This is a genomic window from Rickettsia philipii str. 364D, from assembly GCF_000283995.1.
Classification (GTDB): Bacteria; Pseudomonadota; Alphaproteobacteria; order Rickettsiales; family Rickettsiaceae; genus Rickettsia; species Rickettsia rickettsii.
Genome location: NC_016930.1, coordinates 364,627 through 387,821, shown reverse-complemented (window position 1 = coordinate 387,821; position 23,195 = coordinate 364,627). Strand labels below are relative to the sequence as shown.

Sequence of the window (23,195 nt, the reverse complement as noted above, 5' to 3'; positions counted from 1 at the left end):
TATGAAGCAACTAATAATATTTTGTACTTTTATAATACTTACATTAGATGTATTGGCTCTTACTATATCACGACCTCTAGGTCGAGACCCACGTCTCAGAGTTATGACTTATAACCCTGACGATGTTTTCAAATTCACAGGATATTACGGCTATCAAGCAAGTATAGAACTAGCAAGAGACGAGGAAATAGTAAGTATTTCTATGGGAGATACTACTTCATGGCAAATAGTACCTGCCGGTCATAGGATTTTTATTAAACCGATGGAACCGGATGCTACTACTAATATGACTTTAATTACTAATAAACGGACGTACTTCTTTGAACTATATGCCGCCGAAACTCTTGATATGCGTGATCCTGAAATGGTCTTTAACGTAAAGTTTCTTTATCCGGATGACGAAAATGACAATATGAGCGGTCATATGCAAACTTTTTCTGCTGCCCTAGCAAGTCCCGACCTGACTCATCCTGAAAAATATAACTTTAATTACTATATTAGCGGCAGCGAAGAAATAGCTCCTATTAAAATTTTTGATGACGGCGAGTTTACTTATCTGCAATTTAGAGATAAAAACGCTGAAATTTCCGGTATTTTTGCTGTAGATGATTCACTTCGAGAATCTTTAGTAAATTATCGCCTTGCTCAAGATAATCCTAATATGGTGATCCTTGAACAGGTTTTTCCTAAGCTCGCTATACGTAAGGGCAAAAAAGTCACATGCGTATTTAATCAGTCTTTCAAAGCGTATTAATGTCTACCAACGTCACTGCGGCAATGACGATGACACTGATTCACGTAACAATACTTTTCTTACAATAACAATATAATTATGCATAATTTAATATATTTCTTTGCCTTGATCTTACTCACTAGCGGCTTATTTATAATGCTTACAAGTCGTAATTATATTCATAAAATTATCGGGCTTGGAATCTTTCAAAGTTCGGTGTTAGTATTGTATGTAAGTATCGGAAAAATTAAAACAGGCGGTGTACCTATTTTCCAAGAGGGCATCACTACTTACACTAGCCCTTTGCCTCATGTATTAATGCTAACTGCTATAGTAGTTGGGTTTGCTACTCTTAGCGTAGCTTTAAGTTTAATATATCAAATTTATAAACATTGTGGTACAATATCAGAAAATGAAATTAATTTTGATAAATGATTCTAGCTCACCATGTCCCTATCATACAAATATTATTCCCTTTATTTGGGGCTTTACTCTCAATAATATCTTTTCGCTTTATTACCTTTGCACGAATAATTACTACGATTTGTATTTTATCTAGCCTTTTGGTCAGTGTTTATGGATATAGCATTATACAAAATACGGAGCTATCTTACACCATGGGAGGATGGACTTCAAAAATAGGAATAGAATATCGGCTAAATGCACTAAACCAAGCTATTATTGTTTATCTTAACTTGGTTTTATTATTCTTTTTAGTTTTTTGTCATAAGATTACTAATCAAACTATCTTAAAATATATAAACAATAATAGAAAATCTTTATTTTACGGTATATTATTATTCGCTCATACGGGCTATTTAGGGATGATGGCTACTCACGATTTTTTTAATCTATATATATTTATAGAGATTTCGGCACTTAGTAGCTATGTACTGATAGCCTCAGGTAATAATCCAAAATCTTTAATCGGAGCTTTTGATTATTTGATAATAGGTAGTATTGGTGCAACTCTTATTCTTATATCTATAGGATTTTTGCTAAGCATTACTGGTAGTTTGAATATGGCAGAAATTGCAGCGTATTTACAAGCACATACTAATTCCCGTATAATCACTATAGCTATCGGTTTTTTCTTAATAGGTGCTATTTTAAAAACAGCTTTTTTCCCTATGCATTTTTGGATGATGAGAGCTTATAATAACACGGCTTCAGTTATTTTAGTATATTTAGCAGGGATTTCTACTATAATAGGAATATATATAATATATAAATTTACTTATATTATTATAGGCTATGAGACAATTAAAACGGCTATTACAAATTTTATAAAACCTATCGCTTTAGCTACTCTTATTATAGCCCCATATTTTGCTTACCAAACAAAAGATTTCAAGAATATTATAATTTATTCATGTTGCACTCAAATAGGTTACGTATTTTTATTATACGTAACCGAAAACGGTATAATAGTTTTACCAAGTTTATTACTTGCGGATAGTATAAATAAAATAGCTCTTTTCTTGATAGATGCTTATAATGGAAGCTATAAAAGAGAGCCTAACAAAGTTTTAATAATAATTGCTATTATGTGCAGCTGTGGCTTACCTATCAGTCCATTATTTTTTATCAAAGTAAATATTCTTGAATTATTATTAACACAAAATCTACTATTAGATTTTATTATAATTTTACTTAGCTCCGTAGGATCGTTATTTTACCATTATAAAATGGTACTATTGTCATTCCCGCGAAAGCGGGAATCCAGTAATTAAAAAATATAAACACAGTAAGTTTTTAAAACTAAAAGCACGATTTATCTCGCTTTTTCTGGATTTCCCCACTTTTAGCTAGGCATGACATAGAAAACCATACAGGTAATGCTTTAACCATACTATCAAAAAAAGTATAACAGCTTATCATGATTACACAATTTACTACTCCGAGTCTTTTGATTCTATCAACTTTGCTAGTTGGTGCATTAAACTTAACTAGCCCGTATGCCACTCAAAAAGATAGCTTTATACGTAACTTTTTACTTATTACTATCGCTATTTTTTTCTTCGGTAATATTTTAATTATAGACTGGTTGTTTTTAAAAGGTATTAGAGCAGGGTTTGAATTTAATATATGCGGTAATTACTCTATAGGATTCCATCTTGAACCTTTAGGGCTTATTTTCTTAAGTTTAATAGGCTTTTTATGGATTTGTGCTTTACTTTACACTCCTAAATATCTTGCTATTAATAATATAGACTATTCTTCTAGATTCTTATTTTTCTTTAACTTCACTATTCTAATCGGTGTTTTAATTGCTTTATCTAGCAACTTATTCACGATGTTTATTTGCTATGAGCTTTTAACTATTTCTACAGCTTTTTTAATAGGACATACCAAAAATAATATAGTACTTAGAGGGTTATATAAATATCTAAAAATTCTGATGATTTCTGCCACAATATTATTTTTACCGGCAGTGATAATTATTTATACTAAAACCGGTAACGGAGATTTTGCAAGTGGGAGTTTAGTAGAAAATTATTTTTCCAAAAACCAGTCAATTATTTTATTGTTAATGTTTATTTGCGGTATTGCTAAAACTGCAATTTTTCCGGTGCATTCATGGCTTCCTGCTGCAATGGTTGCACATTACCCCATTAGTAGTTTGCTGCATGCCGTAATAGTGGTTAAAACCGGATTATTTTGTATTTACAAAATCCTATTATATATATTCGGTTTATCGTATTTACAAATGATATTTGCCGAGTTTAACTGGTTAATTTTTATACCGATAGTAAGCATATTTTATAGCTCAATCAAAGCCCTAGACACGGATAATATCAAAAAAATACTCGCCTACTCCACTATGAACCAATTAAGCCTTGCATTGCTTAGTGCTTTCATGTTAACACCTAAGGCACTTGGAGCCGCAATACTCCATTTAGTTTCACATTCTTTTACAAAAATCTGCTTATTTTATAGTATGGGCAGTATTTACAGTTTAAAGAAAGCCGATCAAGTACAGAATTTACATGGTATATCCAAAGAATTTCCTTTAATTTCTTTTATTATATCTATCTCTTCATTATCATTAATCGGTATGCCTATCTTTAGCGGATTTATTAGCAAATTCTCAATATTACTTGCCGCAAGCGAACAGAATCAAATCATTGTTATGATTGTCGTAATAGCTAGTAGTATATTCTCAAGCCTTTACCTGCTCAAAATATTAAGCTCTATTTATAAACCTTCTTTAGTAGAATCTAACGTAACAAAACCACTCCCCTACTCTATGCAAATTAGTATAATAATGTGCTGCTGTGCCGTAACTCTTTTCTATTTTATTCAAATCTTAATCAGAGAATTTTTAGCTTATATTACATAAACATATTTACATAATCTACACATAATCATATAATATGTATACCGTAGATACTTCAAAAGTTGGAAGTCAAATAAGCAGTGCACCTACACAGCGTACAATAGTGAGCACAGGCAAATCCCGAAATTTGACGTACCAAATTTTGAAGTATCAAAGGTATAAATATGGTAATTATTTTTGAGGATAAATATGGCACAAATTATTAGAGCAACAGAATTTGTACGATCTTTTTCAGATATTATGAATAGAGTTTACTATAAAGGCGAAAGCAGGTAAGTACTAAGCAATGGTCACCTTATGGTCAGACTTATATTAGCCCTATTGTGTTAACTGAACTATTAATAGGAGTAGATAGAGTCAAGAATGAGAATAAACGTATAAAATGTTTAGCTTTTATAGAATACGTAAAAAGTCTGTTTACTATATTACCTTTCGGTATTGAAGAAGTATATACATATGCACGTATTACTCATGATTTATACACACAACGTATAACTATAGGAACTCATGATATGCTTATTGCAGCAACGGCTATTACAAAAGGTTTTCTGATATTAACTCTAAATGTAAAAGACTTTAAAAGAATCCAGGGACTAGAGGTTTTAACAGTTTCTTCTAAGGATTAAAATGTTTATTCAAAATACCAAGTGTACATTTCCGCTTACTAATTTTGAGCTTATTTTTGATTTTCACCCACAAAATCAGCTAATAGCTCTAGCATTTCTAATTGTTACTGCTATCTTAACTCTTTATACAATTTCCCAAAATAGAAAATTAGAATGCTTAATCGGTAGTTTATACTGTTTATCCTCTATTATATGCGTATTTGCAGCTGATTTTATTTCCATGATAATCTCGCTTGAATTCATGACTATTTTTGCCTGCATAATTATTTTTTGTGACCAATTAAAGATAAAACCGGCACGTCAATATTTCCTCACTCATTTATTCAGCAGCGGGCTAATCTTAATCGGTATGACTCTTCTAATCCAAACAACAAGTAATACGACTTTTACTTCTTTAACGGCATCAGTAAATAATTTTGAGTTACCAGCAATATTCATACTTGCAGGTTGTTTAATTAATGCCTCGGCTATTTTTGTAAACGGCTGGGTGGTTCATTGCTATCCTATAGCTTCAAGTAGCGGTATTGTATATTTAATTAGTTTTACTACTAAAGTTATTTTAATTATCATTTTAAAATTATTTAGCGGTCTTGAGATATTAAAGTTTTTTGGGATATCAATGATCATTTACGGATTAGTATTGTCTCTAATTGAAAAAAAACTTAAACGATTAATATGTTATCTTACCGTATCACAGCTTGGTTTTATATTAACGGCTATTAGCATAAACTCTCCAAATATAACTTATCTTATTACAAGCTTTATATTCATACATATATTATATAACGGATTATTTGCTTTATATTTCGCTTATATAGAAGATGAGTATGATATTAAAAATTACCAAGATCTTCAGAATACTCAAATTAATTTTATTTTATTAAGCGGATTTGTTATTAGTATATTGATCTATACATCTATACTGCCTATTAGTTCTTCTTATATTAAAGATGAAATAGCTAATATTTTAAACAAGAATAGTGTAATGCTATTTTCCAAGATAGCGACTTGTACCATATTATTTGGGTTGTTGATGGAGAGTTCTACGTCATTCCCATCTCGCTTTATGTCATTCCTGCGAAAGCAGGAATCCAGTAAAAACCTTAAAAATAAAAGCTTTATAATATTTCTGGATTCCCGCTTTCGCAGGAATGACATAAGAACTATAACCTACCTCTCTTTCTGCATCATAACTTTATGCATATGTTTATTCTACCCTATTCAAATATCACATACTGCTAACTTTAAGCTAGTGATCCTTGCCATCTCACTGTTATTGGCTTTAATATTTAGAAAAATACCACGCATTTCGACAGAAAACATAAACCTTGACCTATACCAATATATTGAAAAATTTATATATTTCAGTATCGATAAATATAAAGAAACGGCAGACAATAACGAAGATGCGGCAGAATATCTTAATTTTAAGGTTATTTGGGATAATATTTTCAGTAAAATATCTGCTTGGCATAATCAACAAACTGCTATATTGATTGTATTATTCCTATTAATTAGTTTGATTTTAACACTACAATAATTCGATGTCATTGTTGTATAGATACCAAAATCGTCATTGCGAGAAGAAACTGTAAGTTTCAACGAAGCAATCTAGTAAACAATTCTGATTACAGAATTTTTGTATTATTTTACTAGATTGCCGCGTCGCCTACGGCTCCGCGCAATGACGATTTTAGGCATAACAACACAAAAAAATAAAAAAACATGAAACCACCAATAACAGACAAACAAAATTACAGCTTTGAAGTTCACGAAGCAACAATAAACGATGATTATCACTGGCTGCGTGATCCTAAGTGGCCAAATGTAGAAGACTCTAAAATTTTAGATTATTTAAAAGCTGAGAATCAATATACCGAAAATTTCTTTGCCGATCTGCAAAATGATAAGGAAAAGATTTTTGAAGAATTAAAAGGACGGGTTAAATTAGACGATGAATCGGTTTATGTTAAGAACAAAGATTATTACTATTACCATAGAGTAGAGGAGAATAAAAATTATCCGATATATTGCAGAAAGCATAATAATATGGATTCAGCAGAAGAAGTAATATTAGATGTCAACCTTCTTGCTCCAAATAGCAGTTTTACTGATGTTGCTACAGTTGCAATGTCACCTGATCACAATTTAATGGCTTATAGTGTTAATTTTACAGGTAATGAACAATACAATATCAAAATATATAACCTTAAAGAACAAAAATACTTACCTGATGAATTAGGCAATGTACAGCTAAATCTCGATCGCTTCAGACAAGATGAATTTCAGGACAAGCCTGCGGAACGTACAAATGTACGTGAGCCTAGGCGAAGGCCGCAAACTTCGCTTGTATCAAGCGATCGAGATTTAGCTGTAGCTCCTACTATAATTTGGCATGAACACTTAAACGGCTTTTTCTATATTACTATTAATGAGAATCAACGCTGGGATAAGGTAATGTTTCACCGTATAGGTGAAGAGATCACTCAGGATAAATTAATATTCGAGGTAAAAAACCCTCTTCATTTTATCAGCTGCAAGAAATCAGCAAGTCATGAATATATTTTTATAAATTCAGGCGATCATAATGAAAATGAAATTTACGTAATTTCTATGCAGGATGATAGTTTTACGCCTAAATTAGTACGAGCTGCAGAAAACAAAATATTCTATGAAATAGAATATAATGGCGATTATTTTTATATTAAAACTAATTATAAAGCTAAAAATTTCCATGTTATAAAACTGCCGGTAAATAATTTTGAAAATACTAGCTGGGATGATTGGGATGATATTTATATTAAGGAAGAACAAGACAAATATTTAAAAAGCTTTAATGTTACAAATAATTATTTAATCTTAAACTATCGTGACCAAGGTTTACCGCTAATTAAAATAAAGCGATTTAAAGATTTACAAGAAAATACAATTCATTTTCCCGACGAAAGTTTCCAAGCAAGTAGTTTTTCTACAAACTTTGAGGAAGACGATATCAGAATAGAGTACTCTTCTCTAGCAAGACCCAATACCACTTATAGCTACGATTTTAATAGCGATAAATTAACGATATTAAAGAGCCACGAAATACCTTCAGGCTTTAACCCGGAGGAGTATAAAGTAGAGAGAATATTTGCAGATAATGAAGATGTAAAAGTACCTATAACCTTGTTTTATAAAAAATCTTTATTTAAAAAAGACGGTTCAAATCCTTTATATCTAATGGGTTACGGTGCTTATGGCATCGCTATGCCCGTCAATTTTAGAAATACAGCAGTAACACTTGCCGATCGCGGTTTTATTTACGCAGTTGCTCATATTAGAGGTGGCGATGATCTAGGTCATGATTGGTATGAAGCTGCTAAGTTTTTAACCAAAAAAAGAACATTTGAAGACTTCATAGCCTGTAGTAGAGCTTTAATTAACAAGCAATATACAAGTAACAACAATATAGTAATAATGGGCGGTAGTGCCGGCGGTATGTTAATCGGTTACATACTCAACGAAAAACCGGAAATCTATAGAGCAGCAATCGCGCATGTACCGTTTGTTGATGTTTTGAGTACCATGCTTGACGAAAGCTTACCGTTAACTCTCTTGGAATATAATGAGTGGGGTAATCCGAAAGAGAAAGAATATTTTGAATATATTAAATCATATTCCCCTTATGATAACGTAAAAGCACAAAACTACCCTGCTCTATTCGTTACTTGCGGTATATCCGACCCACGTGTAGGTTACTGGGAACCTGCTAAATGGGTAGCAAAATTACGAGCACTAAAAATGGACAATAATCCCTTATTATTAAAAACAAATATGGATACGGGACATAAAGGTTCTGCCGGTCGTTTTGATTATCTGAAAGAGATAGCTGACGAATTAGTATTTATTTTTAAGGTGTTTGATGTTGAGGTTTAGTTAGCAGATTTGTGGCTGGAATCCTGTTATGTCATTCCTGCGAAAGCAGGAAGCCAGGAACAAGCGCAATAAATTGAGCTTTTAAAAAGCTTTAAAGTACTGGAGTCCTGCTTTTGCAGGAATGACATACAACACCTCTACTGAATACAAAAACAATGCATAAAAATTATCTAGAACAATTACAAAAATTACCGATTACTTTAATTTTACTAATTAGCTTAATTTGCTGTATTGGTTTCATTGTGCTTTATTCTGCAGCAAATAGTAATTTGCAGCCCTGGGCTTACAAACAAATTATAAATTTTTGTATATTCTTGCCTTTAGCTATTATTATTGCATTAATTGATTTACGCATAATATTTAGGTTATCGTATATCTTTTATTTGTGCGTACTCGCTTTACTAGTAGCCGTGGAGCTTTGTGGCTCAACTGCCATGGGCGGTAAAAGATGGATTGATATCGGTATAGTTAAGCTTCAACCTTCCGAACCGATAAAAATCGCCGTTGTAGTAATGCTTGCTAGATATTTCCATTCACTAACAATTGATGATCTTACAAAATTTCATAAAGTTATTATACCGATTATAGGAGTTTTAATACCGGCTTTTCTAATAATTAGAGAACCAGATTTAGGTACGGGAATGATTGTTTTAATTGTTTCGGCAATTATATTTTTTGCGGCAGGTCTTAGAATAAAATATTTTATAATACTAGGTCTTGCTGCTCTTATTAGCCTACCTATTGCTTGGAATATGATGTATGATTATCAAAAAAAACGGGTAATGGTTTTTTTAGATCCCGAACATGATCCGCTCGGTGCTAGTTATAATATTATTCAGTCTAAAATCGCTATAGGTTCAGGTAGCCTATTTGGACGCGGTTTAAATCAAGGTAGCCAAAGCCATTTGGATTTTCTTCCCGAACATCAAACTGACTTTATCTTTGCTACCTTCGCTGAAGAGTTCGGCTTTATAGGAGGAATGTTTTTACTAATATTATATTTTGCACTTATAACTATTTCTTTATTAATTGCCGTAAATTGCCGAGAGATTTTTAGTAAATTAATAGTAATAGGTATTACTTCAATCTTATTTACTCACGTATTTATTAATATAGCTATGGTTATGGGCTTGCTTCCCGTAGTAGGCGTACCGCTACCGTTTATTTCTTACGGCGGAACAATGATCGCATCCATGCTAATCGGCTTTGGGCTTGTGATGAATGCTCAGGTACACAGACATACCGCTTTAAACTAGTGCTTTAAACTAGTGCAATTATATTGACAAAATGGATAACATAAATTAATAATAAGTTGCACTTCACTTTCTGATTTTCGTATAAAGCGAAATTTCCTATTGACTTTTATATAAAACAGTATAGATTTCTTTACAATTTAATTTTTTATAAAGAATTTATGCTCGGCTATGAGAAAGCACAAACAAGTTTAAATAGAGAACCAAAACAAGCATGAGATATTTTGTCTATTGGCACTTTTCTTGAATATTTTGATTTATATTTATATGTACATATGGCAGCAGTGCTTCTCAACGAGCTTTTCCTCAAGTTGATCCTCAGACTGCTCTAATCTATGAAGCAGCTGCATTATGTTCAACATATGTATTTAGACCGATAGGAGCATTAATCTCTGGTTGGCTTGGTGATAATATAGGAAGAAAATCAACTATAATAATAACTACTTTGCTTATGACTATAGCTTGTTTTATTATGGCAAATCTTCAGCTTATGATGAAATAGGAATTGTAGCTACATGGGTTATGATAGCATGCCTTATGGCACAAGGCATGTCCTCAATGGGGAAAGTAATAGGAGCAGATGTATATTTAACTGAATTTATTAAACCACCTGTACAATATCCAACTGTAGCAACTTTAGATAGTTTTTGTAAGGTGGTTTTGGAGCATTATGCTTAGCTTCTTTAGTTACTTCATTTGGTTTTAGTTGGCGTATAGCTTTTTTAATCGGTGCTGGAATCACTATAGTAGGAGTCATCGGGAGAACTTCGCTTAGAGAGACACCGGAGTTTGTGGATGCTAAACGATATTTAAGAAAAACTTTAGAACAAGCTAATATTGATCCTAAGAAGATAAAAGTAATATTAAAACTATTATAGCGTTTTTTTTATTAGATTGTACAGGTCCTGTAGCATTTTATGTATCATATATTTATTGTTAATATATTAAAAATACTGTTAATTATAGCCCTGCAGAAATTATTCATCAAAATTTATTTGTAGCACAGTTTAATTAATTGTTGTTTTATTTCATGTGCCTCTATATACACAGCAATTTTTACAACACTAATTAAACTTTCCGCATTTTTTCAGGTGATTTAGCACCTCAAGTTTGTAAATTATACATTCTGTCAAAGAACTTTATTAAAAAAGTATCATATCTTTTTTGTCTAACTAGCACATTCAGACCTTTCTCACTACTTATTTTTCCGTAAGGTTTTATTCTAGTTAAATCCTCTACGTGCTTTGCTACTTCTGGTCCAATAGTTATTACTTCTTCAGTCAGTGCTATATCTTCAATAGTATCATGCAGTAAAGCAGCTTGCAGCATAATAGCATTATAAAGCTTAGGAGCTTCTTCGGCGACAAACTCTGCAAGCATAATCGCTACTTCAATCGGGTGAAAATAATAAGGATCACCTAATTGACGTATTTGTAAGTCGTGATACTTGCGAGCGTAGTAGATACCTTTTGTAACTTCTTCTATATCAACAGGATTTTTTACTTTAGCATTTAAATATTCGATGTTGTCTAATAGTTTTTTAGCGTAAACGCAAGTTTCAAACTTTTCTTTCCAAGAGCTTAAATCTTCCATAAAAGTCATTTCTTATTTTTATTAATAATAGTTGATTACAATTAAAAATTGTAGTAATAAATGATTTTGTAAGCCTAAAGAAGCATAATAATTTTAACCTTTTGGTATGGAAGCAACTTCATTATGTTTGATTAGTGCTGTTATTGCTTATCCCGTATAAAGCTTATCTGCCAAAAACTTTCTTCTTTATATTATCTTCTTCTAAAAAATATATCACTTTTTTCATTCAATATATCATCACGGTTTGTATATAAAGATTCAATAAATAGAGTCCTTTAAAGCTAGTTGCACAGCTATATTATCCTGATCATGTCTTTCTATAGTTTTAGAAAAGCCCAAATTCTTTAACTACATTACCTAATTCTTTTATATTAGCTCGAAATCTAGTAGAATCAGAATGTGACATAGGTGTTTTTGAGAGCTTTATTATTTCGTTTCTACGTTCTTGTGTTTTAATAATAACTATTTTCTTTAAGTTATCGTCTAAATCTTCCATTCCAATTTTATTGCGAATAATATCGTTTATACTAATTACTTTATTTCCATGCTTTCTCTCATGCGTTGCTGCTACTATACTGCAAGCCAAATCTGTTAATATATCTATTAAGAAACTTTGCGTTATTAAACCTATACCTTTTACTAAAATTTTTATTATACCCTCTTGCTCATTAATATTATTTTTATAGTTTCAGCAATACAGCAAGCATTTATGATATTTTTATATTCCAATAAAATGCATTACAGTAATCGTATAATAATGGGCTTTCTTGTGCTAAACTTTCAATGTCTCAAAGATTTCTGCTTTTTGTATTGTTCCACTATAGTATTTTATTGTGGCTATCTATCTTAATTGCATAGGCATCTAATCTTTTATTTGCCCCGGCATCTAGTAATTTAAAATTACTGGTTTTCAACCTTATTTTTGCATCTTATTATCTGTTAACTGATTTTTTAAATAACATGCGGCTAAAAATTCTTGAATAGTTGCCCTCTTAGTTCTGTGTTAATTTCTGCTGGATAAATAGTGGCTATTTTCTTTAAATTATCCTCACCAAATTTATATAGGTTTATTTTATATTGTTCTGCTAACGGATCGTCTGTTTCTGCAAGTAATTTAGTTATAAACTCCTCTAAACTTACTATTTTGCTTGCTGAATTATCAGTTGTAAATATTTCATAGTTTCTATCTTCAAATATTATCTTGCCTTCTATTCCTGATGCTTTACTAACCGATACCGTAAAAGTAAAATTATATTTCTTTATACCATTTAAAATAAACTTACACTCAACTCATTTATCACACCGCTTTTTAATATGCTTTTACATACTTCTTTTAAAAAGATTTGTGTTTCGCTTATATTCGGTAATTCGTTAAAACTCGCAATAAACCATTCTATTACTTCAGGATTTTTACTTTTTTCATATTCTTGAGTGATGTAATCGGTTATTGTGTGTAGAGGGTTTGGGCGTCTATTTCTAAACTTCTTTTAAAAAGATTTGTGTTTCGCTTATATTCGGTAATTCGTTAAAACTCGCAATAAACCATTCTATTACTTCAGGATTTTTACTTTTTTCATATTCTTGAGTGATGTAATCGGTTATTGTGTGTAGAGGGTTTGGGCGTCTATTTCTAAATATAAATCCTTATCAAAATTTTGAGTTCTATGTAGATCAATTATTTTTATTAACCTATTAACTTGTTTATAACTAGCTTTATCAAATGATCTTAAATTTATTATATTAATTAAACTTACAGCAACTGCATACTTAGCATATCTGTCAACATAAGGGCCACTGAGTATATCTTTGAACACTTTAAATGCTTCTTCTACCGGTTTTACCTTTCCTAATTCAACTAAACTTAAAGCAGACTCCGACTTGTCAGAATTACTAAATAAATTTTTCAGTATTGTAGATGCGTCATGTGATATATTGGGGTTTATTTGTATTATCCAACCTAGGATTTTGGCGATTGTGAATTCAATATAATTACTAGGGTTATTAAGTAGTGTATTCAATATTTTTAATGTCTCTTGGGCTAAACTAGGATTTATACGTACTGGTTCAGTTAAGCTCCAAATAACTACAATTTTGACTTCGTTGCCGGAATCGTTTAATACTTCTTTCAATATACTAAATATTGCTAATGTTAAACTTGGTACAATATATATTAACTATAAGCTTACAACAGCCGTAACCTTAATATAAATATTAGAATCATTTAGTAGATCTTGCAGTGTATTTAAAGCTTATTGTTCATATATTACACTTAGCATTTCAGTTAAGCTTCTCAAGTAGCTTGATATAAAATTTCATTATTAGGGTTACCAAATAGTTATTCTGATTTTAAACATCGCACAGTATCAAATTTGACATAATTAGGCATTACGGATTAGTGTTTTCAATATGTTCAATGCTTCTTTTACTAAACTAGACTTTGCCTTTACTATTTCAACTAAAACTGAAACTGCCTCGCACTTGAAATTTTCTATAGGATCATTAAATAATGCTTGCAGTGCATTAAATTGCCTTGGGTGCTATATTAGGTGTTGTATTTACTATCTTAACTAAGCTTTTAGTAACTAAGTATTTGTTGTATAATTTTTTTTACCTGATTTAATATTTTTATATCTAAATTAGGCATAATATTAATTATTTCAATCAATATTATATTTACATATTCATTTAATACCTTTTTATTTAATAACGGTATTATTTTTTTTAAACTTTCCTGTAATACTGTCTTATCTAATATTTGGGCTAATTTTTGTAATTGTTCATCTTTAATTTCTAATAGGCTTGTTAACTTCTTATAAATTTTTGTTTTACTGCCCCATTCATTTCTTATTTGCTAATCCTGTGATGATTCCTATAACTTTTTTCAATTCTTGAGGGTCAGTTTTTTTTATTTTGTAATTTTTCATTTACTGTTTTAACAATCGCTTCCGATAAATAACCACTGTCTATTATATGTTGTTCCCAACCTGTAATATCTTTTAGCACAACTTCATCTATTAAATATTGTATTTGTTTTAAATTCGGTATTCTACTATCAAATTTTCCGTTAATGTTGCTTTGAGCTAATAAATGCATTAATAGTATAATCTTTCTTTCAATCCCTAACTCTAATATCCTATCCACATTACATGTTACAGCTTTCCAAAATATTGCTATTAACTCTTGATTATTTTCATTACTTACCATCCCTGCTAGAAACTTCAGAGTCATTAGATATTTCGGATCGTTTCGATGCGCACCTATAAAATTTGCTGCTGTATATTTTGTGTTGTTATCTGCTAACTGATTTTTTAAATAACATGCAGCTAGATATTCTTGAAATGTTAAATGAATAAATTGAAAATTTTGCCCTTCTATTCTTAATAGCCCTTGTTCCGTCTATATCTATATATCTTTCTTGCTTTCGACTACTTTGTTCTCTACTCACTTCCCTGTTGCAACAAACGACTCATAAGCTATTTGCTCTAAAAAACTCATTTTGTTTTTTAAGTGATTATTAGCTTCAGTTTGATTTTTATATTTAAGTCGTTTATATAGTGAAATAATAAACTGGCTTAATAATAGGCATTTAGAAAAAAACAAATTATTATTTCACTATATAAACGACTTATATTAAAATCTTGATTACTGTTTTTTTTGAAATTTATCCCTTATTGCTTGAGCGCTCCAAACCAAACATATTAATGCAGTATTGATAGGAACTGCACATATTGCTTTTATTTGGCCATGAGTATCCAAAAAGATTTTTAATGGTGTTCCAAGCTCTTTATCATACTCAAAATTTTTATGTACATATTGCTCTATTCCCTCACTATAACCGCATTAGGCCTAGAACTCATTACGATATTTTTATACTGAAATACCGAATCCATAATATCTCGGTAATCACGATTACTCTGTGATAAAAACGTTACCTCATCATAACCATCCAGTATTAATAATATCCTATCTTTATCTTGTATGCTTTTTATATCTTCAAGTTTTATATCGTTAGAATCTAAACAATAATGGACAAAACAACTTAGTATATCGTCATCTATATTAGTACCATAACGTACTGTCCAGCTTAACCATTCCTTTAACCTGATTCTAAATACATAATCAAATTTGTTGTTCCATAGTTTTTCTTCTCCCCATTTATAAGATAGATAATGCATTAACGTGGTTTTACCTATTCCTGCACTACCGAATCACAATACTTTACCTATATCAACTTGCATTCTGTTTATTTTCTCAACTATATTTTTTATTTCTGAGGTACTTTTATTAGTTAGATTTCTGCGAAGTATCGCAAACTTATTTTCTTCATTTAGTGACTTAACTATATTATCAATTTTTTCTTCTTGAACTTGATAATTTTTATCAAACAACTCCCTTATCTTTTCTTCCGTATCTATGGCTTTAAAAATATTCTCTATTTCTGCCGGTGATGAGACAGCAGTAGATTTCGGTACGTGGGCTAGTCCTTTTGTCGGCAATAGTCTTCAAAAGGCACAAAATAATCTAAGCGGTTATAAATCTAACTCAACCAACCAGCAGTACTGTCGGTTTTGATAGTTGAATAGGCGATGATTTCTTACTTAGCGTTGCTAGTGCATGGCAAACGAACTCTTACTACTGATATGGCACTGAGATTAGGTAAATATTTTCACACTTCAGCCCAGTTATGGGATTAATTTACAAGCAAGATATGATTTAAAATTAACCTAGCGTAATGAATGGCCTCATATTAAAATCGTATTCGTACTATGGAAACAGCAAGAAAAGCTAGTTGATCATTTCCTAGCAACGGCACAAGATTCAGGATGTCTTATGGCAATATCGATATCCTACATAAATCTTATTCTGATACTGTCGCTTGTACCAAGTGCATAAGGGTTAACTAACACATCTAATACGCCATTGCCTGACATAAAATATTAAATAATACTTTTTATCACGGAGTAATACATTATAAAAAAGGCAACAAATACTACCCTCATATTTACAAGCCTATTGTTACTCAAGAATTATAGAACAAATAGAAAAAGTTTTTGCATCAATGTATATTGAGCCTGATTTATTGAGCAAAATAATTAAAAGTGTTAAAGAATCGGCAAAATATGAAAAAGATTATTATAACACAAGAATAACAGAATGAAATAAAGAGCTTATCAGTGTAAAAAATAGCCTTGATAAGCTTAGAAGTAAACTTTTAGACGGTATATTTACAAATGAAGAATACGAAGAAGATAAATATAAATTAACAACACGTCGTGATAAAGTAATGTTAGAGATAGCAGAGCATAATAAAGGTGATGATTGTTTTACGGACAAAATGATAGATGTACTAAATTTAGTTGCCAATGCACATCAATATTGTGTTTTGTCGAATGCTGAGGGAAAAAGATGCCTAATAAAAACTGTGTTTTCAATTAAATTAACAGGCAAAAAGCTTGACTTTATGCTGCATTCGCCGTTTGATTCATTCGTAAAGTGGTCAAAAATTGAGGGATGGCTCCCCGGGCCGGACTCGAACCAGCGACCGAACGGTTAACAGCCGTTTGCTCTACCACTAAGCTACCGAGGAATATTAGAAGCATCTGGAAGATTCAGATACTTCCTTATAACAAATCTTTATTATAACGTCTAGCGTTTTCTTTATATAAAATAAAAAAGTTTTATTCATCACCTATTTTTAAAGCTGCAATAAACGCAGATTGCGGAATTTCGATATTACCGTACTGTCTCATTCTCTTTTTACCTGCTTTTTGTTTCTCAAGTAATTTACGTTTACGACTTATATCACCACCGTAACATTTAGATAACACATCTTTACGTAGGGCTTTAATGGTCTCACGAGCGATAATACGACTACCTATACTTGCTTGAATTGCTATATCAATCTGCTGTCTCGGTATTAAATCCTTTAACCTTACGCATAATGCCCTCCCCCTTTGCTCGGCACGTGAGCGGTGTACGATTGTGGATAGTGCATCAACCACCTCTGCGTTAACCAAAATCCCAAGCTTAACAAGTTCGGAAGGTTCATAAACATCCATTTGCCATTCAAAACTTGCATAACCTTTAGAACAGCTTTTTAAACGATCGTAGAAATCGTAAACTATCTCATTTAGCGGTAATTTATAAATTATTTTAGCCCTATTTGCTATATAGCTATGATCAAGCTGCATCCCTCTCTTTTCCGTACAAAGCGATAGTACCGCACCTAAAAACTCATCAGGTACCATTATAGTTGCCTTAATCCAAGGCTCTTCCATTGATTCGATTTTTTGTAAATCAGGCAAATCTGCTGGGTTATGTATCTCTAAGTTCTCACCGTCCCGCATATGAATTTTATACACCACGCTTGGAGCGGTAGTGATTAAATCTAAATCGAATTCCCTACTTAAACGTTCTTGGATTATCTCTAAATGTAACAGCCCTAAAAAGCCGCATCTAAAACCTACTCCGAGTGCCGAAGAACTTTCCATTTCATACTCAAAACTAGCATCATTAAGGCGTAATTTAGCCAGTGAATCCTTTAGATGCTCAAATTCCGAGCTATCCGTTGGATAAAGACCACAAAACACTACGGGTAATTGTGGTTTAAAACCCGGTAGAGCTTGCTCACAAGGCTTTTTTTCATCAGTGATAGTATCCCCAACTTTACAATCCGCTACTTGCTTTATAGCCGCAGTAAAGAAGCCGATTTCGCCTGCATGCAGAACATCCGCAATATGTTTTTTCGGAGTAAAATAGCCAACATTTTCAACGGTATAAACTGAGTTAGTAGCCATCATTTTAATACGCATATTCTTACGTACGTAGCCATCAATAACACGTACTAAAATAACCACGCCAAGATATGGGTCATACCAACTATCAACAAGCAAAGCTTTCAAAATATCAGAACTACTTTCTTTTGGCGGAGGTAATTTATTTACTATAGCCTCTAAAACTAAATCAATCCCTATACCACTTTTAGCAGAGATTAGCACAGCCTCACTTGTATCGATTCCGATTATATCCTCTATTTGCTGCTTAACCTGTTCAGGTTCTGACGCCGGTAGGTCAAGCTTGTTAAGCACCAGTACAATCTCATGATCATTCTCGATTGCTTGGTAAACATTGGCAAGCGTTTGTGCTTCTACTCCTTGCGTACTATCAACTACCAATAACGAGCCTTCACAAGCAGCAAGTGACCTACTAACTTCATAAGCAAAATCGACATGCCCGGGAGTGTCCATTAGATTCAAATAGTAGGTGTTACCGTCTTTAGCTTTATATACAAGCCGCACGGTTTGTGCCTTAATAGTTATACCTCTCTCTTTTTCAATATCCATCGAATCTAGCACTTGCTGGCTCATTTCCCTAGCCTGCAAGCCGCCGCAATGTTCAATTAACCTATCGGCTAACGTAGATTTACCGTGATCAATATGGGCAATTATTGAGAAGTTCCTTATATATTTTTGATGATTCATAATTATTGTGATATAATTTGCATTTGTTTATTGTCTGTTATCCCGCGATCAAGTCGCAGCATGACACTAAACCACGATAATATATAACAAAATCGAAATTTATAACAGGAAAAAATAATGCGAGCTGAAATAGAAAATTATGTAAAAAAAATTGAGCAGTCTTTAGAACTACTTTGGAGGTCACTTTGACGTTGAAGAATCAACTGAAAGACTGAACGAGTTAGAAGAGTTAACAGCCGATCCTAGTTTATGGAATGATCAGGCTAATGCTCAAAAATTACTGCGAGAAAAAAGTAATCTAGAAGAAAAACTAAACGCTTTTAATAAACTCAAATCCAATTTAAAAGATGCTTTAGAACTTGAAGAAATGGCTGAAGCTGAAAACGATTTAGAAACACTGTCACAAATTGAACAGGACTTAAAAAATTTAAGCATCATTGCTGCCAAATTTGAAACGGAATGTTTGTTTTCAGGTGAAGCAGACGGTAATAATTGCTTTTTAGAGATTAATGCTGGAGCCGGGGGAACTGAAAGCCATGACTGGGCGTCTATTATGATGCGTATGTATTTGCGTTTTGCCGAAAGACTCGGCTTTAAAACCGAAATAATCAATATGATTAACGGCGAAGAGGCAGGTATTAAATCATGCACGATTAGGATAATAGGAAAGCGTGCTTACGGCTGGTTTAAGGCCGAAGCTGGCGTTCACAGATTAGTGCGTATTTCTCCGTTTAATGCAGCCGGTAAAAGAATGACTAGCTTTGCAAGTAGCTGGATATATCCCGAAATTGATGATAATATAGCAATTACTATTGAGGATAAAGATTTAAGAATCGATACTTTTAGAGCATCGGGAGCCGGCGGGCAGCACGTTAATACTACCGATTCAGCTGTACGTATCACTCATATACCGACCGGTACGGTAACACAATGCCAAAGCGATAGATCGCAGCATAAAAATAAAGCTCAAGCTATGAAAATGCTTCAAGCCAAACTCTATGAGCTTGAAATGCAAAAACGTACTGATAGCGTTAACGAGCAGAATGCCGCTAAAACCGATAATAGCTGGGGACATCAAATTAGATCATATGTTTTGCAACCTTATCAAATGGTAAAAGATTTACGTACCGATTATGAAACTTCCGATACTAAAGGAGTGCTTGACGGTGACCTTGAAGAATTTGTTTCCGCAAACCTTGCTATGAATGCAGGTGGTAAGAAGTAGTGAAAATCAATGAGCAATACTTTAAGTAATGAATCATATACTAATTTAATCAAAAATTTAAAACAAGAAATTAGCAAAGCTCGTATTAGAGCCCATTTAGCAGCAAATAAAGAATTGATAGTTCTTTATTGGCATATAGGAAAATTAATTTTAGCACGTCAGAATAAAGAAAAATGGGGATCAAAAGTGATTCAAAATATTTCTGATGATTTGTGTAAAGAATTTCCTAAAATGCAAGGATTATCATATCAAAACCTTTCTTATATGCGTCAGTTTTTTGCAGAATATAATAATGACCAAATTCTCCAACCGCCTGTTGGAGAAATCACATGGAGTCATAATATTATTATTTTTTCAAAACTAAAAAATATAAATCAAAGAATTTGGTATGCACAACAAACCATCGAAAATGCTTGGTCAAGAAATGTATTATCTTTGCAAATTAAAAGTAACTTACATGAAAGGTCAGCGAAAGGTATAAATAACTTTTCCAATACTTTACCTGAGCTATAGTCCGATTTAGCCAGGTCGATTATAAAAGAACCGTATAACTTAGAATTTTTAGATATTCAAGGTAAAATAATAGAACGAGATTTAGAAAATAAATTGATAGATAATATTAAAAACTTTTTATTAGAGTTAGGACAAGGTTTTGCATTTGTTGGCAATCAGTATCATATAGAACTTGAGGGAGAAGATTATTATTTGGATTTAGTTTTTTATCACATAAAACTCAAATGCTATGTATGTTTTATTGAATTAAAAACCGGCAAGTTTAAGCCGGAATATGCCGGTACACTAAATTTTTATCTTAATTTAATGGAGCGCACAATTAAAGATAATTCGGACAATCCTACAATTGGATTAATTTTGTGCGAAGAAAAACAAGGTATTACTGTAGAATACGCTATAGAAGGCATCCAAAAACCAATAGGAGTATCACAATTTAAGCTTACAGCAACATTACCTAAAAAGCTTGAAAAATTCCTGCCTACCCCTCAAGATCTAGCAAAGCTAAAAAGCGAATAAATTACTAAAAGTTATCTTGATACCATGGTCAAGCTTTGGTATGACCTTTTCATATTTCAATCTTATTATTTTTATCGCAACATGAAAAACTAGAAAAACTTTACTACTGCTATTTCTATATTTATTATAGCTATAGCCTCGATCTAGGATTTCAGAGTTATCAAAAATTTACTCAAGATAAAACATTTTGAGCAGGTAATAACCGTAAATAGAGTTTGATCCTGCTAATGAAAAAATCCACAAGACATTCTTATATCAAAATACCTATCAATTCCGATACTCAAAATATAGAGGCTGCAGATAAAGAGGACGGATTAGGATGAGGCGTGGCATAGATAGAGATTGCAAGAGAAGTAGCAAATAAAAAACTTGATAAGCAAATATCTAGCCTAACATATGAAGAATTGAAAAAATACGGACCGATGATTTTGTTTAACGGCGGAGCGTATGATAATAAATTACTACAAGAAGCGCTTGATAAAAATATTATTACCGATTATCCAAAAGAAAATTTTTATATTTTTACGCTGCCGGAATACCAAACCAATACCGGCACGGACAATTTAACACTCTATATAAAGAGCATGAAAACGGTAATATTGACTTAAGTAATGCTGAAATTGCTATTGTTACTCATGCTTATCATTGTCCTCGTGTTAATCGATATTTTGATAACAAACCGAATTTTGACTTCTTCTTTATTCATAACACTAAACCTATAATTTTCTTAGTCGATCGAAAATTTGAAACCATAGGAGTAGATAATGAACTAAAGCATGAGCTAATAAAATTACCTAACTATATAGAGAAAGGTTTTGTTTCAGAAAAATTAAATGCTAATATTTAGCAATGTTTGATTAATCAATGACTATCTCTCTTGCTTCTTGTTCTTTAATCTCAATACGAGGTAGAATAATAGTAAGTATTCCATTCTTAAGGCTTGAAGAGATATTTGCCTTATCTACATCTTCATATAATGATATTACATAATTAAAATTTTTATTCATATAATTATCTGAATCATCAGCTTTATTTTTTTCTTCTATATTCCCTGTAATAAATAATTTATTACCGTTTACTTTAACCTTAATTTGACTTTTATCAAAGCCAGGTACTTCCATAACAATAATATACTGCTTATCTTTAGTAATAAAATTGCTTTTTATGCTATTAGCTTCATAAAGCAGCAATCTATTTTTAAATAAATTATCAATATTTGTAATTTGATTATCTATTAAATCTGCTACCTGACGCAGTGGCGTTGCATTACCGGAATCATAATTCTTATTAGCTATTGCAATATTACTAGATAAAATCATAGCTGCTATAGACGGAATATATAATCTTACGCTCTTTAACATAAAACCACCATTAATTTTGTTAGTTATATATTTAAATATATAAAATTATCTATTTAAAATTCAAGTCTTATATTTCCATAATTTGCTGAAAGTACTCTGCCCAAAATAAAAACTAATAATCTCCGCAAAAATAGTTTGATCTTCTATGCCCAATAATATATCTAGATATTCAACTAGCAGAGCAGAACTTTTTAACGATTTATATTGAACATATTTAACTCCTCCATACATTGCAAAAAAGCTATAGGCAAGCACGGGTCCTTACCGAGCCATTTAAAGCATCAACCCAACTAACACCTGATTTATAAGTGGAGTAAAGAGAATATTACTCTGCCATTTCTTGTAATATGGTCAGCTCTGTAAAAGTTTTAGACTGATTAAGTTTTTGTTATTAGCAATTTGACGGTCTAAAATATTTATCTCGTGTTTTGTGTCGTTAATATCTTTATATATTTTCAAAATTTCAGGAATTATTGAACTCATAAATCCTGTTATCGCCACAAGTAAAGTAATCATAAATACCTATCTATATAAATTTTAGGATAAGTATAGCAAAGATAAGTCATTATACTAAGAAAGAGGCAAAAAGGGGCAGCATGGACTGATTATTTATGTCATTTCTGCGAAAGCAGGAATCCA

General features: G+C 31.8%; 22 protein-coding genes, 1 tRNA gene and 4 pseudogenes. 17 read left to right on the top strand and 10 right to left on the bottom strand.

Annotated elements, in window-relative coordinates; translation table 11 throughout:
• The first annotated feature begins 1 nt into the window (after position 1).
• From virB9 to RSA_RS09290, 12 genes and pseudogenes are all read left to right on the top strand, one after another.
• Entirely contained in the window at positions 2-754 is a 753-nt protein-coding gene (gene virB9 / locus RSA_RS01955) for a P-type conjugative transfer protein VirB9 (RefSeq protein WP_014364553.1), read from the top strand.
• A gap of 78 nt (positions 755-832) precedes the next feature.
• Positions 833-1,168: a Na+/H+ antiporter subunit C gene (locus tag RSA_RS01950; protein WP_012150595.1), complete on the top strand. Its 336-nt coding sequence runs from the start codon at positions 833-835 to the stop codon at positions 1,166-1,168.
• Positions 1,165-2,466, top strand: a complete 1,302-nt coding sequence (locus RSA_RS01945) for a proton-conducting transporter transmembrane domain-containing protein (protein ID WP_012262296.1) — start codon at positions 1,165-1,167, stop codon at positions 2,464-2,466. The genes RSA_RS01950 and RSA_RS01945 overlap by 4 nt, the downstream gene beginning before the upstream one ends.
• 146 nt (positions 2,467-2,612) lie before the next feature.
• Entirely contained in the window at positions 2,613-4,076 is a 1,464-nt protein-coding gene (locus tag RSA_RS01940) for a proton-conducting transporter transmembrane domain-containing protein (protein ID WP_014364552.1), read from the top strand.
• Positions 4,077-4,107: 31 nt separating this feature from the next.
• Positions 4,108-4,232: pseudogene (locus tag RSA_RS09305) on the top strand (palindromic element RPE5 domain-containing protein); the annotation flags it as partial.
• 30 nt (positions 4,233-4,262) lie between these two features.
• Positions 4,263-4,343 (top strand): annotated as a pseudogene (gene vapB, locus RSA_RS09300) (type II toxin-antitoxin system antitoxin VapB); the annotation flags it as partial.
• Positions 4,337-4,699, top strand: a pseudogene (gene vapC / locus RSA_RS01935) (ribonuclease VapC); the annotation flags it as partial. The pseudogenes vapB and vapC, both read left to right, overlap by 7 nt.
• A 1-nt stretch (position 4,700) precedes the next feature.
• Positions 4,701-6,239, top strand: coding sequence for a proton-conducting transporter transmembrane domain-containing protein (locus RSA_RS01925; RefSeq protein ID WP_014364550.1), 1,539 nt, complete (start codon positions 4,701-4,703; stop codon positions 6,237-6,239).
• Positions 6,240-6,424: 185 nt separating this feature from the next.
• Positions 6,425-8,614, top strand: a complete 2,190-nt coding sequence (locus RSA_RS01920; protein WP_014364549.1) for a prolyl oligopeptidase family serine peptidase — start codon at positions 6,425-6,427, stop codon at positions 8,612-8,614.
• 155 nt (positions 8,615-8,769) lie between these two features.
• Entirely contained in the window at positions 8,770-9,870 is a 1,101-nt protein-coding gene (rodA, locus tag RSA_RS01915; RefSeq protein WP_012150587.1) for a rod shape-determining protein RodA, read from the top strand.
• Positions 9,871-10,126: 256 nt separating this feature from the next.
• Complete coding sequence (locus tag RSA_RS10210; protein ID WP_331270650.1) at positions 10,127-10,369, top strand: MFS transporter; 243 nt, start codon at positions 10,127-10,129, stop codon at positions 10,367-10,369.
• Positions 10,330-10,545, top strand: coding sequence for a hypothetical protein (locus RSA_RS09290; RefSeq protein WP_014364548.1), 216 nt, complete (start codon positions 10,330-10,332; stop codon positions 10,543-10,545). Before RSA_RS10210 ends, RSA_RS09290 begins: the two co-directional genes overlap by 40 nt.
• A gap of 426 nt (positions 10,546-10,971) precedes the next feature.
• On the opposite strand, the gene RSA_RS01905 is transcribed toward RSA_RS09290, so the two are convergent.
• From RSA_RS01905 to RSA_RS09280, 6 genes are all read right to left on the bottom strand, one after another.
• Entirely contained in the window at positions 10,972-11,460 is a 489-nt protein-coding gene (locus RSA_RS01905; protein WP_014364545.1) for an HD domain-containing protein, read from the bottom strand.
• A gap of 325 nt (positions 11,461-11,785) precedes the next feature.
• On the bottom strand, positions 11,786-12,046 hold the full coding sequence (locus RSA_RS01900; protein ID WP_014364544.1) for a hypothetical protein: 261 nt from the start codon (positions 12,044-12,046) through the stop codon (positions 11,786-11,788).
• Positions 12,047-13,058: 1,012 nt separating this feature from the next.
• Positions 13,059-13,589, bottom strand: coding sequence for a hypothetical protein (locus RSA_RS01895; protein ID WP_014364542.1), 531 nt, complete (start codon positions 13,587-13,589; stop codon positions 13,059-13,061).
• 766 nt (positions 13,590-14,355) lie between these two features.
• Entirely contained in the window at positions 14,356-14,688 is a 333-nt protein-coding gene (locus tag RSA_RS01890; protein WP_231284246.1) for a hypothetical protein, read from the bottom strand.
• Positions 14,689-15,278: 590 nt separating this feature from the next.
• On the bottom strand, positions 15,279-15,635 hold the full coding sequence (locus tag RSA_RS09285; protein ID WP_231284245.1) for a hypothetical protein: 357 nt from the start codon (positions 15,633-15,635) through the stop codon (positions 15,279-15,281).
• A 33-nt stretch (positions 15,636-15,668) separates the two neighbouring features.
• On the bottom strand, positions 15,669-15,956 hold the full coding sequence (locus RSA_RS09280) for a hypothetical protein (protein ID WP_230453513.1): 288 nt from the start codon (positions 15,954-15,956) through the stop codon (positions 15,669-15,671).
• Here RSA_RS09280 and RSA_RS10205 point away from each other — a divergent pair.
• Positions 15,886-16,039 (top strand): annotated as a pseudogene (locus RSA_RS10205) (autotransporter outer membrane beta-barrel domain-containing protein). The gene RSA_RS09280 and the pseudogene RSA_RS10205 overlap by 71 nt on opposite strands.
• A gap of 933 nt (positions 16,040-16,972) precedes the next feature.
• Here the strand turns inward: RSA_RS10205 and RSA_RS01880 are convergent.
• A tRNA-Asn gene (locus RSA_RS01880) sits at positions 16,973-17,047 on the bottom strand.
• Positions 17,048-17,138: 91 nt separating this feature from the next.
• Positions 17,139-18,941 carry a translation elongation factor 4 gene (gene lepA / locus RSA_RS01875; RefSeq protein ID WP_014364540.1) on the bottom strand — a complete coding sequence of 601 codons (1,803 nt, stop codon included), beginning with the start codon at positions 18,939-18,941 and terminating at the stop codon, positions 17,139-17,141.
• Between the two features lie 117 nt (positions 18,942-19,058).
• On the opposite strand from lepA, the gene prfB reads away from it, so the two are divergent.
• From prfB to RSA_RS01855, 4 genes are all read left to right on the top strand, one after another.
• Positions 19,059-20,166 (top strand): peptide chain release factor 2 gene (prfB, locus tag RSA_RS01870; RefSeq protein ID WP_155813320.1). Its coding sequence is split into 2 segments (ribosomal slippage): positions 19,059-19,127 and positions 19,129-20,166, totalling 1,107 coding nucleotides; the frame shifts between segments, so codons are not numbered across the junction.
• A 9-nt stretch (positions 20,167-20,175) separates the two neighbouring features.
• A complete protein-coding gene (locus RSA_RS09275; RefSeq protein ID WP_014364538.1) occupies positions 20,176-20,679 on the top strand; it encodes a DUF1016 N-terminal domain-containing protein in 504 nt (167 codons plus the stop codon).
• Between the two features lie 18 nt (positions 20,680-20,697).
• Positions 20,698-21,195, top strand: a complete 498-nt coding sequence (locus tag RSA_RS09270) for a DUF1016 domain-containing protein (protein ID WP_331270649.1) — start codon at positions 20,698-20,700, stop codon at positions 21,193-21,195.
• A 422-nt stretch (positions 21,196-21,617) separates the two neighbouring features.
• The gene (locus tag RSA_RS01855; protein WP_014364535.1) at positions 21,618-21,803 is read left to right on the top strand and encodes a hypothetical protein; all 186 of its coding nucleotides are present in this window, start codon (positions 21,618-21,620) and stop codon (positions 21,801-21,803) included.
• Positions 21,804-22,052: 249 nt separating this feature from the next.
• Here the strand turns inward: RSA_RS01855 and RSA_RS01850 are convergent, their stop codons facing one another.
• Complete coding sequence (locus RSA_RS01850; protein WP_014364534.1) at positions 22,053-22,556, bottom strand: Hsp20/alpha crystallin family protein; 504 nt, start codon at positions 22,554-22,556, stop codon at positions 22,053-22,055.
• Between the two features lie 351 nt (positions 22,557-22,907).
• On the bottom strand, positions 22,908-23,039 hold the full coding sequence (locus RSA_RS09935; protein ID WP_268957846.1) for a hypothetical protein: 132 nt from the start codon (positions 23,037-23,039) through the stop codon (positions 22,908-22,910).
• Positions 23,040-23,195: the final 156 nt, after the last annotated feature.

Excerpts from the sequence above, each read along its gene's own strand:
- rodA (WP_012150587.1), top strand. The coding sequence starts at position 8,770 with ATGCATAAAAATTATCTAGAACAATTACAAAAATTACCGATTACTTTA.
- virB9 (WP_014364553.1), top strand. The coding sequence starts at position 2 with ATGAAGCAACTAATAATATTTTGTACTTTTATAATACTTACATTAGAT.
- RSA_RS01890 (WP_231284246.1), bottom strand. The coding sequence starts at position 14,688 with ATGACTCTGAAGTTTCTAGCAGGGATGGTAAGTAATGAAAATAATCAA.
- RSA_RS09935 (WP_268957846.1), bottom strand. The coding sequence starts at position 23,039 with ATGAGTTCAATAATTCCTGAAATTTTGAAAATATATAAAGATATTAAC.
- RSA_RS01850 (WP_014364534.1), bottom strand. The coding sequence starts at position 22,556 with ATGTTAAAGAGCGTAAGATTATATATTCCGTCTATAGCAGCTATGATT.
- lepA (WP_014364540.1), bottom strand. The coding sequence starts at position 18,941 with ATGAATCATCAAAAATATATAAGGAACTTCTCAATAATTGCCCATATT.
- RSA_RS01905 (WP_014364545.1), bottom strand. The coding sequence starts at position 11,460 with ATGGAAGATTTAAGCTCTTGGAAAGAAAAGTTTGAAACTTGCGTTTAC.
- RSA_RS01925 (WP_014364550.1), top strand. The coding sequence starts at position 4,701 with ATGTTTATTCAAAATACCAAGTGTACATTTCCGCTTACTAATTTTGAG.
- RSA_RS01940 (WP_014364552.1), top strand. The coding sequence starts at position 2,613 with ATGATTACACAATTTACTACTCCGAGTCTTTTGATTCTATCAACTTTG.
- RSA_RS09275 (WP_014364538.1), top strand. The coding sequence starts at position 20,176 with ATGAGCAATACTTTAAGTAATGAATCATATACTAATTTAATCAAAAAT.
- RSA_RS01945 (WP_012262296.1), top strand. The coding sequence starts at position 1,165 with ATGATTCTAGCTCACCATGTCCCTATCATACAAATATTATTCCCTTTA.
- RSA_RS01920 (WP_014364549.1), top strand. The coding sequence starts at position 6,425 with ATGAAACCACCAATAACAGACAAACAAAATTACAGCTTTGAAGTTCAC.
- RSA_RS01855 (WP_014364535.1), top strand. The coding sequence starts at position 21,618 with ATGATTTTGTTTAACGGCGGAGCGTATGATAATAAATTACTACAAGAA.
- RSA_RS01950 (WP_012150595.1), top strand. The coding sequence starts at position 833 with ATGCATAATTTAATATATTTCTTTGCCTTGATCTTACTCACTAGCGGC.
- RSA_RS09285 (WP_231284245.1), bottom strand. The coding sequence starts at position 15,635 with ATGCATTATCTATCTTATAAATGGGGAGAAGAAAAACTATGGAACAAC.